Source organism: Agromyces cavernae (assembly GCF_021044935.1).
GTDB classification, from domain to species: Bacteria; Actinomycetota; Actinomycetes; order Actinomycetales; family Microbacteriaceae; genus Agromyces; species Agromyces cavernae.
The window spans coordinates 568,065-583,515 of record NZ_JAJNMP010000001.1 but is presented as its reverse complement, the minus strand read 5'-3'; the positions used below and the strand labels follow the sequence as shown (position 1 = coordinate 583,515).

At 71.3% G+C, this 15,451-nt stretch carries 14 protein-coding genes; 4 read left to right on the top strand and 10 right to left on the bottom strand.

What is annotated here, in order from left to right; genetic code table 11:
• Positions 1-26: 26 nt before the first annotated feature.
• A complete protein-coding gene (locus LQ757_RS02675) occupies positions 27-650 on the bottom strand; it encodes a TrmH family RNA methyltransferase (protein WP_231046298.1) in 624 nt (207 codons plus the stop codon).
• Between the two features lie 55 nt (positions 651-705).
• The gene (locus tag LQ757_RS02670; protein ID WP_231045652.1) at positions 706-1,041 is read right to left on the bottom strand and encodes a hypothetical protein; all 336 of its coding nucleotides are present in this window, start codon (positions 1,039-1,041) and stop codon (positions 706-708) included.
• A 73-nt stretch (positions 1,042-1,114) separates the two neighbouring features.
• Between LQ757_RS02670 and LQ757_RS02665 the strand changes: the two genes are divergently transcribed.
• From LQ757_RS02665 to LQ757_RS02650, 4 genes are all read left to right on the top strand, one after another.
• Positions 1,115-2,563 (top strand): Nramp family divalent metal transporter, encoded by a 1,449-nt coding sequence (locus LQ757_RS02665; protein ID WP_231045651.1) that lies wholly within the window; start codon positions 1,115-1,117, stop codon positions 2,561-2,563.
• A 37-nt stretch (positions 2,564-2,600) separates the two neighbouring features.
• Positions 2,601-3,254: a metal-dependent transcriptional regulator gene (locus LQ757_RS02660; RefSeq protein ID WP_231045650.1), complete on the top strand. Its 654-nt coding sequence runs from the start codon at positions 2,601-2,603 to the stop codon at positions 3,252-3,254.
• Between the two features lie 118 nt (positions 3,255-3,372).
• A complete protein-coding gene (locus LQ757_RS02655) occupies positions 3,373-4,170 on the top strand; it encodes an HAD-IIA family hydrolase (protein ID WP_231045649.1) in 798 nt (265 codons plus the stop codon).
• A 381-nt stretch (positions 4,171-4,551) separates the two neighbouring features.
• A complete protein-coding gene (locus LQ757_RS02650) occupies positions 4,552-6,291 on the top strand; it encodes an LVIVD repeat-containing protein (protein WP_231045648.1) in 1,740 nt (579 codons plus the stop codon).
• Positions 6,292-6,424: 133 nt separating this feature from the next.
• On the opposite strand, the gene LQ757_RS02645 is transcribed toward LQ757_RS02650, so the two are convergent.
• The 8 genes from LQ757_RS02645 to LQ757_RS19065 all read right to left on the bottom strand — a co-directional run bounded on the left by LQ757_RS02645 (position 6,425) and on the right by LQ757_RS19065 (position 15,327).
• Positions 6,425-7,357 (bottom strand): nucleoside hydrolase, encoded by a 933-nt coding sequence (locus LQ757_RS02645; protein WP_231045647.1) that lies wholly within the window; start codon positions 7,355-7,357, stop codon positions 6,425-6,427.
• A gap of 11 nt (positions 7,358-7,368) precedes the next feature.
• Positions 7,369-8,313, bottom strand: coding sequence for a ribokinase (locus LQ757_RS02640; protein WP_231045646.1), 945 nt, complete (start codon positions 8,311-8,313; stop codon positions 7,369-7,371).
• Position 8,314: 1 nt separating this feature from the next.
• Entirely contained in the window at positions 8,315-10,927 is a 2,613-nt protein-coding gene (locus tag LQ757_RS02635) for a hypothetical protein (RefSeq protein ID WP_231045645.1), read from the bottom strand.
• The gene (gene pyrE, locus LQ757_RS02630) at positions 10,927-11,499 is read right to left on the bottom strand and encodes an orotate phosphoribosyltransferase (RefSeq protein WP_231045644.1); all 573 of its coding nucleotides are present in this window, start codon (positions 11,497-11,499) and stop codon (positions 10,927-10,929) included. Before pyrE ends, LQ757_RS02635 begins: the two co-directional genes overlap by 1 nt.
• Positions 11,500-11,508: 9 nt before the next feature.
• Positions 11,509-12,921, bottom strand: coding sequence for a threonine/serine exporter family protein (locus LQ757_RS02625; protein ID WP_231045643.1), 1,413 nt, complete (start codon positions 12,919-12,921; stop codon positions 11,509-11,511).
• Position 12,922: 1 nt separating this feature from the next.
• Entirely contained in the window at positions 12,923-14,278 is a 1,356-nt protein-coding gene (locus tag LQ757_RS02620; protein WP_231045642.1) for an anaerobic C4-dicarboxylate transporter family protein, read from the bottom strand.
• Complete coding sequence (locus LQ757_RS02615) at positions 14,275-15,015, bottom strand: Type 1 glutamine amidotransferase-like domain-containing protein (RefSeq protein ID WP_231045641.1); 741 nt, start codon at positions 15,013-15,015, stop codon at positions 14,275-14,277. The genes LQ757_RS02620 and LQ757_RS02615 overlap by 4 nt, the downstream gene beginning before the upstream one ends.
• A 189-nt stretch (positions 15,016-15,204) precedes the next feature.
• Positions 15,205-15,327, bottom strand: a complete 123-nt coding sequence (locus tag LQ757_RS19065) for a hypothetical protein (RefSeq protein ID WP_255680992.1) — start codon at positions 15,325-15,327, stop codon at positions 15,205-15,207.
• Positions 15,328-15,451: the final 124 nt, after the last annotated feature.

The following is a 15,451-nucleotide window of genomic DNA, read 5'->3' as shown; positions in this document are numbered from 1 at the left end:
GGGCGGGCACCCGCGATCGAGCCGCGTCAGCGCGACGCGTACCGGCGCGCCCACTCGTACATGACGACCGCCGCAGCCGCGCTGGCGTTGATCGAGCGGGTCGACCCGTACTGGGTGATCTCGACCACGAGATCGGCGGCGGCGAGCGCCTCGGGGCTGAGGCCGGGGCCCTCCTGGCCGAACAGCAGCACGCATCGCTCGGGAAGGTCGGCCGAATCCACCGCGCGCGAGCCCTCGACGTTGTCGACGGCGACCACGGGCAGTCCTTCGGCACGAGCCCAGACGACGAAGTCCGCGACATCGGGGTGGTAGTGCACGTGCTGGTAGCGGTCGGTGACCATGGCACCGCGCTTGTTCCAGCGGCGGCGGCCGATGATGTGCACGGTGTCGGCGGCGAACGCGTTGGCGCTGCGCACGATCGACCCGATGTTCATGTCGTGCTGCCAGTTCTCGATGGCGACGTGGAACGGGTGCCGGTGCTCGTCGAGGTCGGCGACGATCGCGTCGAGGCGCCAGTACCGGTATCGGTCGATGACGTTGCGGGTGTCGCCGTGCGCGAGCAGGTCGGGATCGTAGTGCGGATCGTCGGGCCACTCGGCCTTGCCGCCGGGCCACGGGCCGACGCCGTGCGTCGCGGGGGGCCGGGGCATCGGTTCGGGTTCCACCCTGCAAGGGTACGGCCCCGCAGGGCACGACCCGCGTGGATCAGCGCCGGCCGAACAGCCGGAACCGGCGCCGGATCGACGCGACCGCCCCGGTCGACGAGCCGAGGGCGTTCACGTGACCCGAGCTCGGCGTCGCGGTGGCCCTGACGCCCGCCGACGTCCCGTCGGCCGGCTCGTCGAGGGCCTCCTCGTCGATCGCGAGCATGTCGGGGTCACCGCGGAGCGCGGCTCCGGCTCCCTGCTCGGAATCGTCCATCGACGGACGCCCCGCCTCGACCCAGCGGAGGTAGAGCGCGTACGGGTCGTCGTCCGCGACCGGCGGTTCTGCCGCCTCGGTTCGCGAACGGGACCGCCGGACCGGTCGACGCAACATCATGTGTGTTTCCCCTCTTCCAACGATACGTGCTTCCGGAGTTTTCGGTGTACCGAAACCTTGCTAAGGTTTCGGCATGCCGAAAACTCTCGAGGGCGAGATCACCGCCGACCACGCCGAGCAACCGACACTTCCCGCGAACCGCCCGGGTGCGACATCCATTCGCCAGGATCGCCGCACGAGCGTGCCGCGCGCCGCCTGGCTGATCGGGCCGGCGCTCGTCGCCGGCGTCGCCTACCTCGATCCCGGCAACGTCGCGAGCAACATGACGGCGGGCGCGCAGTACGGCTACCTGCTCGTCTGGGTCGTCGTGCTCGGAAATGTCATGGCGTGGCTCATCCAGTACCTCTCGGCGAAGCTCGGCATCGTCACCGGCCGCAGCCTGCCCGAGGTGCTCGGCGGGCGCATCCGCAACCGCTGGGGACGCCGCGCGTACTGGCTGCAAGCCGAACTCGTCGCCATGGCGACCGACCTCGCCGAGGTCATCGGCGGCGCCGTCGCCCTCAACCTGCTGTTCGGTGTGCCGCTCATCTGGGGCGGCCTCATCACCGGCACCGTGTCGATCGGGCTGCTCGTGCTGCAGTCGCGGCGAGGGCCGCGCACCTTCGAGTTCGTCATCATCGGCCTGCTCGCGATCATCGCGATCGGCTTCACGGTGGGGGTGTTCGTGGCGCCGCCCAGCCCCGCGGGCATGCTCGGCGGGCTCGTGCCGCGCTTCGCCGACGCCAACTCGGTGCTGCTCGCGGCGTCGATCCTCGGCGCGACGATCATGCCGCACGCCATCTACGCGCACTCGGCGCTCAGCCGCGATCGGTTCGCGGCGCGTGGCGGCGAGCAGGCGGGTCGCTCGGCCTCGGCCGGCTCGAGGGGCTCTGCCGGTTCGGACGGCAGGGTCGCCTGGCACGGGTTCGGCATCAGGCGAGGCACGGATGTCGCTCCCGAGCTCACTCCCGGCACGGCGACCGCCGTGCCCACCGACACGCTCGTGCGCGCCACCAAGTGGGACGTCTCGATCGCCATGGCCATCGCCGGCACCGTGAACCTTTGCATCCTGCTGCTCGCGGCGGTCAACCTCTCGGGCGTCGAGGGCACCGACAGCCTCGAGGGTGCCTATGCGGCGCTCGGCGCCGCGCTCGGCCCGGCGATCGCGACGCTGTTCGCCGTGGGGCTGCTCGCCTCGGGTCTCGCGTCGACCTCGGTCGGCGCATACGCCGGCGCCGAGATCATGTACGGCCTGCTGCACGTGCGCGTGCCGCTCATCCTGCGCCGGCTGGTGACCCTCATCCCCGCGCTCGCGATCCTCGCGCTCGGCTTCGACCCGACGGTGTCGCTCGTGCTCAGCCAGGTGGTGCTCTCGTTCGGCATCCCGTTCGCGCTCATCCCCCTGGTCGCGCTCACCGCGAAGGCGGGCGTGCTCGGGCGTTGGAAGAACCACTGGGCGACGACCGCGGCGGGGGTCGCGGCATCCGTGTTCCTGATCACGCTCAACGGCGTGCTGCTCTGGCTCGTGTTCACGGGGGCCTGACCCCGCCTGCCGCGCGGGTGCCGGTATCCTGAGGCCGATGCCAGCCAACAGCCCCGCCATCGAGGACTACCTGAAGACGGTGTACGCGCACACCGAATGGCAGCCCGACGCCATCACGCCGAAGGTGCTCGCCGACCGGCTCGGCGTCGCGCCGTCGTCGGTCACCGAGATGGTGAAGAAGATGGCCGCTGCCGGGCTCGTGTCGCACGTGCCCTACGGTGCGGTGCGGCTCACCGATGCTGGTCTCTCCCGCGCGCTCGCCGTCGTGCGCCGCCACCGTCTCATCGAGACCTGGCTCGTGCATGAGATGGGGTACGCGTGGGACGAGGTGCACGACGAGGCCGAGGTGCTCGAGCACGCGATCTCCGACCGCCTGCTCGAGGCCATCGACGTGCGGCTCGGCAGGCCGGCGCGCGACCCGCACGGCGACGCGATCCCGGCCGCCGACGGCACGCTGGTGAGCGAGCCGTGGGTGCTGCTTGGCGACGCCACCGCCGGGCACTCCGGCGCCGTCATCCGCATCAGCGACCGCGACCCCGCCGTGCTCCGCCTGCTCCACGAGTGCGGCATCGGCCCGGGAACGGTGGTCACCGTGACGGATGCCTCACCCGAGGCCGTCACCGTCGAGGCCCACGGCACAGCACAGCGGCTGCCCGCAGAGGCCGCGCTCGCCATCTGGGTGGCGGCGTAGCCGGCGGCATCCGCCCGCCGGGCCGCCCATTCGACCGCCCGCACGACCGTCCCGATCGCACCCTCGCGCGAAACCCGCCCGACATCGACGCGTGACATGCGCGCCCTAGGCTTGACCCATGGGACGACGTGAAGAGGTCGAGTGCTGGCTCACCGACATGGACGGCGTGCTCGTGCACGAGAACCACGCCCTGCCCGGGGCCGCCGAGTTGCTGGCGCAGTGGGAGGACTCGGGCACGCCCTACCTCGTGCTCACCAACAACTCGATCTTCACCGCCCGCGACCTGTCGGCACGTCTGCGGGCGTCGGGGCTCAACGTGCCCGAAGACCGCATCTGGACGTCGGCGCTCGCGACCGCCGACTTCCTCAAGCAGCAGCTGCCGGGCGGCTCGGCGTTCGTCATCGGCGAGGCGGGCATCCTCACGGCACTGCACGAGGCCGGCTTCGTGATGACCGAGACCGACCCCGACTTCGTGGTCGTCGGCGAGACCCGCAACTACTCGTTCGAGGCGATCACCAAGGCGATCCGGCTCATCGGCGCAGGCGCCCGGTTCATCGTGACGAACCCCGACGCCACCGGGCCCTCGGCCGACGGACCCCTGCCGGCGACCGGGGCGATCGCCGCCCTCATCACGAAGGCCACGGGCAAGGAGCCCTACGTGGTCGGCAAGCCCAACCCCATGATGTTCCGCTCGGCGCTCAACAAGATCGGCGCGCACTCCGAGAACACCGCGATGATCGGCGACCGCATGGACACCGACATCGTCGCGGGCATCGAGGCCGGCCTGCACACGGTGCTCGTGCTCACGGGCATCAGCGATCAGGCCGAGATCGAGAAGTACCCGTTCCGCCCCGAGGAGATCCTCACGGGCGTGCACGAACTCGTGGCGGCGGTGCCCGCCGAGACGGAGCTCTGACTCCCCCACCTGACCGCGCCTCACGCCCCGAATGCGGTGATGTCGCGCGAATCGTCGCTTCACCTGCGAGATGGCGACCGTTTGCGCGACATCACGGCTGACGACGTAGGGGAGCCGCTTCAGAGTGAGGTCAGGCGTCTTTCGACTGGCGGAACCCGGCTTCGGGCCGACGCAAATCGAACTTTTGGTGGCGCTCCCGCCGAGTATCCCGATAGGTTCGCGCTAACGCGAAGTGCGCGATGCGGCCCAGACGAGCGCACCGAATGCACTTCGGCCTTTGAGTAACAACGCAACACATGGCTGATGAACGTTGGATTCGGAAAGGGCTTTCCCAACATGAACAAACGACCACCTGGACGCCGGCGCTGGAGAGCGCGCACGTTGGCCGCCGTCGGCGCACTCGCGCTCGGACTCTCGCTGGCCACCGCCACGTCGGCCTCCGCCGACACCGACGCGGATCCCCGCGAAGGACTCACGGCCGGCCTGCATGACGCCGGACAGGCGGCGAGCAACATCGCGCTGCTGTCGGCGCAGCAGAAGACCGCACCGTTCACGACGAACTCGGATCTCGCATTCACCGGGAACCACGCGATCGCCGGCAACTACTTCGGCTTCCAGATCTACGACGTCTCCGACCCCGCGGCGCCGACACTGAGCGGGACGTTCGTGTGCCCCGGTGGTCAGGGCGACGTCTCCGTCGCCGGGAACCTCCTCTTCATGTCGGTCGAGTCCGGCCCGGGCCGGCTCGACTGCGGAACGACGCCCGTTCCGGCGACGGACCCGCAGACGTTCCGCGGCGTCCGCGTGTTCGACATCACGGATATCACCAATCCGGTGCAGGTGGCGGCGGTGCAGACCTGCCGCGGCTCGCACACGCACACCGTGGTCGAGGACCCCGATGACACCGAGAACGTGTACGTGTACGTCTCGGGCACCGCGGGCGTCCGCACGACGACCACGACCGTCGACGGCGGCTGCATCAACGTGCCCGGCAACACCGTCGAATCGCAGCTCGACGCCGAGGGCAACCCGATTGCGTCGGCACGCTTCCTCGTCGAGGTCATCAAGGTGCCGCTCGCCGCGCCGCAGGACGCCGCCGTCGTGAACAAGGCTCGCCTGTTCACCGACGCCGACACCGGCAGCGCCGCGGGCCTCTGGCCGGGCGGAAGCCACGGCGAGGGTATGCAGAGCACTTCGGCGACCGATGCCTGCCACGACATCACCGTCTACGCCGAGATCGGTCTCGCGGCCGGCGCGTGCGAGGGCAACGGCATCCTGATCGACATCAGCGACCCGGTCAACCCGGTGCGCCTCGATGCCGTCACCGATCCGCGGTTCGCGTACTGGCACTCGGCGACGTTCAACAACGACGGCACCAAGGTCGTGTTCACCGACGAGTGGGGCGGCGGAAGCTCGCCGCGATGCCGCGCCGAGGACCCGAAGAACTGGGGTGCGAACGCGATCTTCGACATCGTCGACGGCAAGCTCGAGTTCCGCAGCTACTACAAGATGCCCGCGATCCAGACGGCGCAGGAGAACTGCGTCGCGCACAACGGATCGCTCATCCCGGTCCCCGGCCGCGACATCATGGTGCAGGCCTGGTACCAGGGCGGCCTGTCGGTGTTCGACTTCACCGACAGCTCGAACCCCGTGGAGATCGCGTACTTCGACCGCGGCCCGAATGACGCCTCGCGTCTGGTCACCGGCGGCTACTGGTCGACGTACTGGTACAACGGCAACGTCTACGGCAACGAGATCGGACGCGGCTTCGACAGCCTCGCGCTGCAGCCGAGCGAGTTCCTCAGCGCGAACGAGATCGCAGCGGCGGGCGAGTACCAGCTGCCGGCGTTCAACGCGCAGGCCCAGCCGAAGTACGGTCACGCGCCGAGCTTCGCGGTGGTTCGGTCCTTCGTCGATCAGGCCGAGCGCAACGGCACGCTGAGCGGCGCGGCGCTGAGCGAGGTGCGCGAGCACGTCGACAAGGCCGAGACGCTCGCCGCAGGCCCCGCAGCCGGTCGCGCGCTCGTCGCGCAGCTGGACAACGCGGCGCGCAAGTCCGGCGCCGCAGCCGACTCCTCCCTCGTGGAGGCGATCACGGCGCTGGCCGGCACGCTCGACTGATCCAGGCCGGGGAGGTCGGCTCGACCCGCCTCCCCGTCTCGGAATGTGCCCGGCGGCTGCGGCCGCCGGGCACATTCGCGTCCAGAGCCACCAATCGCCCGAGCGTGAGCGCAGCGGCGTTCGAGCCGCGATCTCAGGCGAGACGGGCGACGGATGCCTCGACGAGGGCCCAGAACCGGTCGACGTCGATGCCCGTCGCGACCCAGGCGTTCGGCTCGCGCGACAGCATGCCGTCGAAGTCGACGCTCGTGGCGCCGAGGGTCAGGGTGCCGGTGAGCTCGACGTCGAGCCGCGTGTGCACGACCTCGACGCAGCCGGGATCGGCGAGCACCGCGACCGCGACCGGGTCGTGCAGCGGGCCGTCGGGCATCCCGAACACCTCGGCGTTGGTGCGGCAGAAGAACTCGAGCAGCTCGTCGCCGAACGCCGACGTGCGGTTGCCGATCGCGGCGAGCCGCGCACGCACCTCGGGGGTCACGAGGGCACGGTGCGTGACGTTGAGGCCGACCATCGTGAACCTCACGCCGCTGCGCACCACGAGGTCGAGCGCTTCGGGGTCGACCATCGCGTTGAACTCGGCGAAGGGCGTCGCGTTGCCGCGCTCGGTGGAGCCGCCCATCCAGACGATCTCGCGGATGCGGCCGGCGAGCTCGGGCCGGTCGCGCAGCAGCACGGCGACGTTCGTGATCGGCCCGGTCGCGATGATCGCGACGGGTTCGTCGGCCGCGAGCAGCACGTCGGCCATGAGCTCGGTCGCGGTGCGGGGGTCGAGCGGCACCGTCGGCTCGGGCAGCACCGGCCCGCCGAGGCCGTTCGCGCCGTGGATCCACTCGGCCGTCTCGAGCGTCCGCGCGAGCGGACCCTCAGCCCCGGCCGCGACCGGCACCCCTGCCACGCCCGCGACCGACAGCACGACGCGAGCGTTGCGACTCGTGTGCACGAGCGGCACGTTGCCGCCGACCGTCGTGACCGCGAGCAGGTCGAGCGACGGATGCCCCGCTGCGAACCACAGCGCGAGGGCGTCGTCGTGCCCGGGGTCGCAGTCGAAGATGACGGGGATGCTCATGCTGCTCCGATTCACTCGGCGAGGCCGGCGGCGGCGAGCACCGCGGCGCGTGGGGCGTAGGAGTCGACCGTGCCGCGCGCCTGCACGGCGAGCGAGCCGGCCGCGACGGCGATGCGGACCGCTTCGTCGAGCGTACGACCCTCGGCGAGGAACGCGGCGAGGGTCCCGGTGAACCCGTCACCCGCTCCAGTCGAGTCGACCGCTTCGACCTTCGGGGCCGGCACGGCCCAAGTGCCGTCGGCCGAGGCCGCCACGGCGCCCGCGGCGCCGAGGGTGATCACGACCGAGCGGGCGAGACGGCCCACCGCGTCGGCGGCGAGCGACGACCACGTGTCGAGGGATGCCTCGGCAGGGGCATCCGCGCCGATGCCGACGGCGCGCGCCTCGTGCTCGTTGACCACGAGCGGATCGCAGGCGGCGAGCGTCGACGACGAGACGGGTACGGGCGGCGCGAGGTTGAGGACGAACTGCACGCCCGCGGCCGACGCGAGCTCGGCCAGGCGATCGATGGTGGCAACGGGCAGTTCGCCCTGCGTGAGCACGAGGGCCGCGCCCACGAGTCGCTCGCCCTCGGCATCGACGACCGCGGCGGTGAGCGCGGCGTTCGCACCCGGCGTGACGATCACGGTGTTCTCGCCCGAGTCGGCGACGGTGATCTGGGCGACGCCGGTGGGGACATCCGTGACTCGTTCGATCGCCGCGAGCGGCAGGCCGAACCGACCGAGCGCGCCGAGCGCGAAGTCGCCGCTCGTGTCGTCGCCGATGCGGGCGACGAGCTCGACGGCGGCGCCCGCGACGTGCGCGGCCACGGCCTGGTTCGAGCCCTTGCCTCCGAGGGCGACGACGAAGCCGTGCGCCGTGACCGTCTCGCCGGGCTCGGGGAACCCGGCGACGTAGCTCGTCGAGTCGACGTTCAGCGATCCGACCACGACGAGCTGGCCCGGCTCGACCGCCATATCAGGCGGCGGGCCCGGGGCCGGCGATGCTGGCTGTGAGCGGCTCGCCGCCGGCGCGGTTCGCGAAGCAGTAGTAGTGGCGCTCGCCCTCGGCCCACTGGGCCTCGGTCACGGGGTAGGCGGCCTGCACCTGCAGGTCCTCCATGCCCGCCACCGCGGCGAGGTCGATCACGCCGGTCGCCGTGCACAGCAGGTTCATCTGCGAGGCGAGCTCGGCCTCGCCGGGGAACGGCGCGGCCGCATCGCCGGGGAGCACGCCCCGGTACACGAGCTGAGCGGCATGCGGGGCAGCGCAGTCGACGACCGTGAACTCCTCTTCGAAGGCACCCACGAACGGGTCGATGCACTCGCCGCCGAAGAGCGTGTCCCAGGCGTGCACCCCGACCGGCTGCGCGGCCGTCGGCTCGGGCACCGGGGTGGGCGTGGCGCTCGCGGAGGGCGATTCGGCCGGAGCGGCCGTGCCCCCGCCGAGTTGAGTGCCGAGGAAGAACAGTCCCGCGAGCACGAGCACCGCGGCGAGACCACCGGCGATCCACACGAGGATGCGAACCGGGCTGTTGCTGGGGCCCTGCGTTCCGGAGCCGCCGGTTCCGGAGCCCCCCGACCCGCCGCGGGCGGCGTTCGTGACGTCGTGGGCGCTGCGGGCACCGGCAGCGGGCACCCCCGTCACGCCGGCCGGTGCGCCGGCCGACGCCGCGCCGGCCGCGCCGAACGGTGCGCCGGCTGCCAGGCCCGTGGCCGAAGCGGGGGTGGCACTCGCGGCGGCGGGCAGCGGCGCCAGCTGGGCGAACGGGTCGTTGAGCGGCGCCATCGGCCGCGTCGGTGCCGGCGTCGCCGCGGCACCCCCGAAGAGCGCGGCGAGGGGGTCGTGATCGCCGGACTCGTCGGGTTCGCCGGCGGCTTGGCGGTGGTCGGATGCCTCGTCGTCGAAGGTGGGCCCGGGCGCCGCCTCGGGCTGCTCGATCGCGGGCTGCGGGTACTCGGGCTGGGAGTACTCGGGCTCCCACTCGAACTCGGGCTCGGGCTCGAACCCCGCCTCGGGCTCGGGCTGCCATTCGAAGCCGGGCTCGGGCTCGAACCCCGGTTCGGGTTCGGGCTCGGGCTCGGGCGACGCTGCGCGGAGGCGATTGACCATGGCCGCCGCGCCCGAGACGTCGGCGTTCGGGTCGGCGGCGTTCGGGTCGGGGGTGAGGTTCCAGAAATAGCCGGCCTCGGCGACCTGCCGGGCGATGGACGACTCGGGCTCGTCGGATGCAGCACCCGGTGCCGCGGGAGCGGGCTCGTCGTCGCTCGCCGCATCGTCGGCCCCATCGAATCCGAGTCCCAGAGCGGCCAGTCCGGCGGCCGTGGGCGTGACGCCTGGGGTCGGCGCGGGCGTCGGCCCTGGCGCCGGCGCTACGTCGGCCGTCGGCACTCCTTCGGTCGGCGCGTCAGCGGCGGGCGCATCGGCGGCGGGCGCCCATTGCCCCGCGCGCTCTGCCTCGGCAGCGGCTTCTCGCGCCGCCCAGCGGTTGCCGAGCTCGGCGAGCAGGTCGTCGATCGGAGCGGCATCCTGCGGGTCGCTCGACTGCGCGTCGCCAGCGGAGGCGAATGCGGGGAACGGGGTCGGTGCCGGCGGCGGTGTCGGTTGGACCGGTTCGGGCGTGACCGGCAGGTTCAGCGCCACGCCGGGGTGGGCCTGCGGGGCGGGCGGCGGAACGGGATGGCCCGGAGCAGGATGGCTCGGAGCAGGATGGCTCGGGGAAGCGGTCTCGGGCTCGTTCAGCGCGGCCCAGAGCTCATCGTCGTAGGCTGCGGGCCTCGGCGGCTCGGCGGCGCGTTCATCCCACCCGGGAGGAGCGGAATCGGGCGTGGTCGGATGCCGCGGAGCGTCGTTCTGGACCGGGGTGAACGAGCTGCGGGCGACGGGGGGAGGGGTGAAGCCCGCGAACGGGTCTTCGGATGCGTTCGTCGGCGGCGGGGTCGGCGCGCCACCGGGCGGCAACGGCGGGGCGGGCTCGTCCGCACTGGCTGCGGGCCCGGCCGCAGCGCCGGAGTCGCCGGCCTCGGCCTCGTTCGAGCCCCACTGCAAGGCGAACGGGCCGGTCGGGGTCACGGGCCCGGGCGGCGGCTCGACCGGTTGCGTGGCGTCGCCCACGGGAGGCTCGACGTGGGTCAATCGCACGGCGGGCGGTGGCGGCGGCGAGGCGGCGAACGGGGGCGTCCACGCCGGGAGCCCCGGATGCGGCGGCTCGGCCGGGATTCGCTCGGCCGAGGCCGGACGCTCGGGAGCACCCGGCGGCGCCTCGGGTGCCTCACCTGGTCGGCCGATCACGGGCAATGCGCGCGTGGCGGCATCGTCGGCCGGTGCCGGCGGCTCGGCCAGCGAGAACCAGTCGAGCACCTCTTCGCGGCGCGGAGACGGCGGACGCAAGGGCAGGTCGGGCTGGGTGGGCGCCGCGGTCTCGGGCTCCGGTGCAACCGGCTGCGGCGCAGCAGGCTCGGGCCACGCGGGCTGTGCGGCCTCGGCCGCTGCCTGCGGCGGCTCGGACTCGGGAGCGCGCCCGGTCACGAGCTGCGCGAGCAGCCAGTCAGTGCCGTCGTCTTCGTCGTCGTCGTGCTTCTTGCGAACCATCAGGTCAACCCCAGGTCTTCGAGACCGATCGCGTACAGGTAGGGCACGCCCTCGGCCTCGATCACCTCACGCGCACCGGTCGCCCGGTCGACCACGACGGCGACCGCTGCGACCTCGGCGCCGATCTTGCGCAGCGCTTCGATCGCCTTGAGGGGCGAACCACCCGTGGTCGAGGTGTCTTCGAGCACGATCACGCGCTTGCCCGCGAGGTCGGGGCCCTCGACCTGCTTGCCGCGGCCGTGGTCCTTCGGCTCCTTGCGCACCACGAACGCGTCGTACGCCAGCCCCCGCGCCGCACCCTGGTGCAGGATCGCCGCGGCGATCGGGTCGGCGCCCATCGTCATCCCGCCGACGGCGACGACATCTGGCACGTCGGCGATGAGGTCGATCATGACCAAGCCGATCAGCGGCGCGACCCGGTGGTCGAGGCTGACCTTGCGCAGGTCGACGTAGTAGGTGGCCTTCTTGCCGCTGGTCAGGGTGAAGTCACCGTGGAACACGGCGTCGGCCGAGATGAAGTCGATGAGCTGCCGACGTGCGTCGGCGCTGCGGTCCTGGGGCGCGGGGGTCACCCGAATACTCTACGACTCCCCCGCCTGAGAAGAAGGTCCGGATGTGCTTGCGCCGCCCGTCCGGCCTGCGGCATCCGCACGCCGGGTGCTTCGACGCGCCCAGAACGACCTGGGCGTGCCCGGCACGAGCCGCGCCCAGAACGGCGGTTCATGCTCCTCGACGAGCGCCGCGGGGACCTCGACGTGGAACTGCGCGAGCTCCTCGGCCCCGTGGTGCACCGCACGGTAGAGCGCGGTGCCGATGAGCACGCCGAGCGCGATCGACATCACCGTGACGAGCGCCTCGGCGAAGTCCTCGAGTCCGGCGGTCGTGCCCACGGCCTCGGTGAGACCGACCAGGCCGGCCGCTCCGGGAACGAGGAGCCAGAACGCGGGGAGGAACGTGAGCTGCGACGGCGCGCCCCGCCGCAGCGTCGCGATCCACAGCACCACGGGCGTCATCGCCAGCGCGCCGATGAAACCGCTCACCGACGGTGCGATGAGCACCGTGCCGAGCAGCTGTCCCGCGTAGGCCACCACGAGTGCGAGGAGCACCCACCCGAAGGTCGACGGCGGCGCCGAGAAGTGCAGGTAGTTGCCCGCCGCGAACAACAGCACGCCCACGAGCGGAACCCACCACGGCAGGGAGCCGGGCGCCTCGAGCGGCACGTACGACGAGCTCTCGACCCCGACCACGCTGCCGGCGGCGAGGATGCCGAACGCGAGCAGGGCGAGCTGCACGAGCCCGAAGACGAGCCGGGACGCTCCGGCGAGCATCTGGCCGGCGGCGAGCTCGACGGTCGCCGTCGTCAGCACCCCGCCCGGGAGGAAGGTCGCGAGCGGGGCGATGAGCAGCCGGATCGGGTCGCCGATCTCGACATACGGTGCGAGGAGGAAGACCGAGATCGCGCAGACGAACGCTGCGAAGACGGGGAACACGAGCTGCAGCGTCGGCGAGCGCACGAGTTTCAACGCGCCGATGACGGCGCCGAGGCCGAATGCGACGAGCGCCCCCTGCCAGGTCGGGGCGAGCAGGAGCGCCAGCCCCGTGGTGAGGACCGCGTGCCCGAACGTGCGGACGAGCCATCCGTTCCTCGGTCGCATCGCACCGATCTCGTTGAGCCGGTGTATTCCCTGCATGGGATCGACGGCCCCGCGCTTGGCCTGCTCGACGAGCGTGTACAGGGCCGCGATCTGGTCGAAGCGGAACGACGCGTTCACCGCCGACCGGATCGCGACCCGGCCCTCCTCGCCAGACCCGGTCTCGATGAGGATGACCGTGGGCAGGACGACGAAGTCGGTGTCGTCGCGCCCGTACGCCTTCGACACCGTCGTCATGGTGTCGCGGATGCGGTCGACCGACTCGGCCGCCGCATTCATCCCCTCGGCGAGGCCGAGGAGGAATCGACGGAGTACGGCCCGGTCGGCGGCGGCGTCGGTCATCTCACACGAACACGAACGAGAGCGCGACCCCGACGATGATCGCCACGAACACGTAGGCCAGGTTCGGGAGCTGGAACGAGTGGTCGACGACGAACCTGCCCATCTTGGTGGTGCCGGTCTGGTCGAATGCCACGGTCGCCACCTGGCTGCCGTTGGCGGGCAGCGTGTAGATGCCCATCGCGGCCGGCCAGAGCCCCACGAGCAGCGACGCGGGCAGCCCGATGGTGATGCCGATCGGCACGATGGCGTTCGTCGCGCTCGACTGGCTCGTCGTCAACGCGGCCACGAGGAAGAGCGCGAGCGCGAAGAGCAGTGCGCCGAGGAATGCCGAGGATCCCGAGACGAGGGCGCCGAGGCCGTCGACGATGAGCTGGTTGTTCGCGGCCACGAAGGTGTTGGCGAGCCAGGCGATGCCGAAGAGCGCGATCGCCCCGACCATGCCGGCCGGGAACGTCGACTGCTTCGGGACATCCGCCGCCTTCACCTTGCAGGTCACGAAGATGAGGGCGGCGATGACGCCCATGACGACCTCGATGATGACGGTGACGCTGACGCGCACGGGGTCACCGTCGTCGTCGACGCCGATCACCGGGCGGATTCCCTCGAACAGGCCGAACAGCACGATGACGCCGACGCCGGCGAGGAACAGCGACGCCGAGAGCACGGCCGTGCGCGGCAGCTTCTTGTCGGCGTCCACCTCGACCGGCGGCTTCACGAGGTGCTCGGCGAGGCGCCGCTGGAACTCGGGCTCGTCCTCGAGCTCCTTGCCGTGGCGCACCATGATGATCGAGGCGACGAGCAGGCCGGCGATCGATGCCGGCCACATGATGAGCAGCAGGGTGCCGAGGTCGACCCCCTCGGGCGCGAGCAGGACGACCATCGACGCGGTCGCCGCCGACACCGGCGAGCAGAGGATGCCGACCTGCGAGGCGACCGCCGAGACCGACAGCGCCCGCTCGGGCCGGATCCGCTGCTGGTACGACACGTCGTAGATGACGGGCAGCAACGGATAGAAGATGTTGCCCGTGCCGGCGCCGACCGTGAAGAGGAAGGACATGGCCGGCGCGAGGAACACGACCGACTTCGGTCGTTGCCGGATCACCTTCGCCGCCACGGAGACCATCCAGTCGATGCCCCCGGCAGCCTGCATGACGCTGGCCGCGGTGATCACGGTGATGACGATGAACACCGCGTCGACGGGCGCGTTGCCCGGCGCCTCGCCGAAGACGAACACGAGCACCGCGACGCCGACGAGACCCCAGACACCCAGGCCGATCCCGCTCGTGCGGGTGCCCATGAAGATCGCCAGGATGACGACGAGGAGTTCCGCGACGAGGATCCACACGTTGTCGTTCACGACGACGGACCCTTCGTGATGGGGGCGGTGCTCGCGAGCACCTGCGTCGGGAGCGGGGTCTCGACGATGCTGCCGCCGATCGGCTCGACGCGGAGCGCCAAGGGGTCCTCCACCGGGCTGATCGCGGTCACGAACTCACTGCCCTCGAAGTGCAGCGACTGCAGGTTGCCGACCGCGTAGCCGGTGGCGAGCTCTCCGCTGAGGAGGGATGCGTGGAAGAGGGGCTGGCGCTGGTCCTCGGCGTCGTAGTGCGGGCAGAAGCTGCCGTGCAGGAATCCGAGACCCTCGGGCAGCACTTGGAGCGTGGGCCCGTAGCTGTCGGTGGTGCCGCCCTCGAACCAGCAGATGCCCCCGGCGCTGCCGCCGGTGAAGACGACGTTCGACGTGGGGTCCTCCCACATCTCCCGCATGATCTCGTCGAGGCCCTGCCGCTTCCACACGTCGAGCATGTTTGCGGTGTTGCCGCCGCCGACGTGGATGACGTCGAACCCCTTCACGAATGCGGTCAGGTCGTCGACAGCGCGGTGGAAGAGCGGGAGATGATGCGGCGCGCACCGGTCGGAGTCGTACGTGGTGTAGAAGCTCACGATGTAGGCGGAGTCGTCACCGGTCGCGGTGCCGACGAACAGCACTCGCGGGCGGTCCTTGCCGGTGAGCCTCAGAATGTACTCGTGCGTCGGGTCGTTCCGCCGCTCCATCATGGCCTTGCCGGCCCCCGTCGCCACCACATGAGCCATCGTTCGGTTCCCCCCTCGTCGCGATGCGTCGAGGCACACGCTATCGAGGGTCGGGACAGGTGTCGTGAGCGACGCGCGAGGAGCGCGACCGGTGCGCCGAGGACGATGAAGGGCCGCCCCGCGGGGTGTCCCTCCCCCGCGCAGCGGCCCTGCTCCCGGAGAACGGACCTCCGGGCGTTTCGCGGCGCCTTAGACGGTGCGTGCGAACGTCTCGCGCGGCTGACGGCGGTAGCCGTCGCGCGCGGTGACGACGAAGGAACTGATGATGCCGAGAACCGAGACGGCGGAGAGGAGGAGGATGACGTTGATCACGATGGATCCTTTCGAAGTACGCTGCTGGCTGATCGATGACCGGTGCGCCGTTGCACGTGTTCGACGCTTCAATTGTGCACCTGACAACTTTTCAGCACAAGCTCACAGTTCTACAATGACGATG

Bases quoted from the DNA above. Each gene is read 5' to 3' on its own strand.
- LQ757_RS02675 (WP_231046298.1), bottom strand. From the start codon at position 650: ATGCCCCGGCCCCCCGCGACGCACGGCGTCGGCCCGTGGCCCGGCGGC.
- LQ757_RS02670 (WP_231045652.1), bottom strand. From the start codon at position 1,041: ATGATGTTGCGTCGACCGGTCCGGCGGTCCCGTTCGCGAACCGAGGCG.
- LQ757_RS02665 (WP_231045651.1), top strand. From the start codon at position 1,115: ATGCCGAAAACTCTCGAGGGCGAGATCACCGCCGACCACGCCGAGCAA.
- LQ757_RS02660 (WP_231045650.1), top strand. From the start codon at position 2,601: ATGCCAGCCAACAGCCCCGCCATCGAGGACTACCTGAAGACGGTGTAC.
- LQ757_RS02655 (WP_231045649.1), top strand. From the start codon at position 3,373: ATGGGACGACGTGAAGAGGTCGAGTGCTGGCTCACCGACATGGACGGC.
- LQ757_RS02645 (WP_231045647.1), bottom strand. From the start codon at position 7,357: ATGAGCATCCCCGTCATCTTCGACTGCGACCCCGGGCACGACGACGCC.
- LQ757_RS02640 (WP_231045646.1), bottom strand. From the start codon at position 8,313: ATGGCGGTCGAGCCGGGCCAGCTCGTCGTGGTCGGATCGCTGAACGTC.
- LQ757_RS02635 (WP_231045645.1), bottom strand. From the start codon at position 10,927: ATGGTTCGCAAGAAGCACGACGACGACGAAGACGACGGCACTGACTGG.
- LQ757_RS02625 (WP_231045643.1), bottom strand. From the start codon at position 12,921: ATGACCGACGCCGCCGCCGACCGGGCCGTACTCCGTCGATTCCTCCTC.
- LQ757_RS02615 (WP_231045641.1), bottom strand. From the start codon at position 15,015: ATGGCTCATGTGGTGGCGACGGGGGCCGGCAAGGCCATGATGGAGCGG.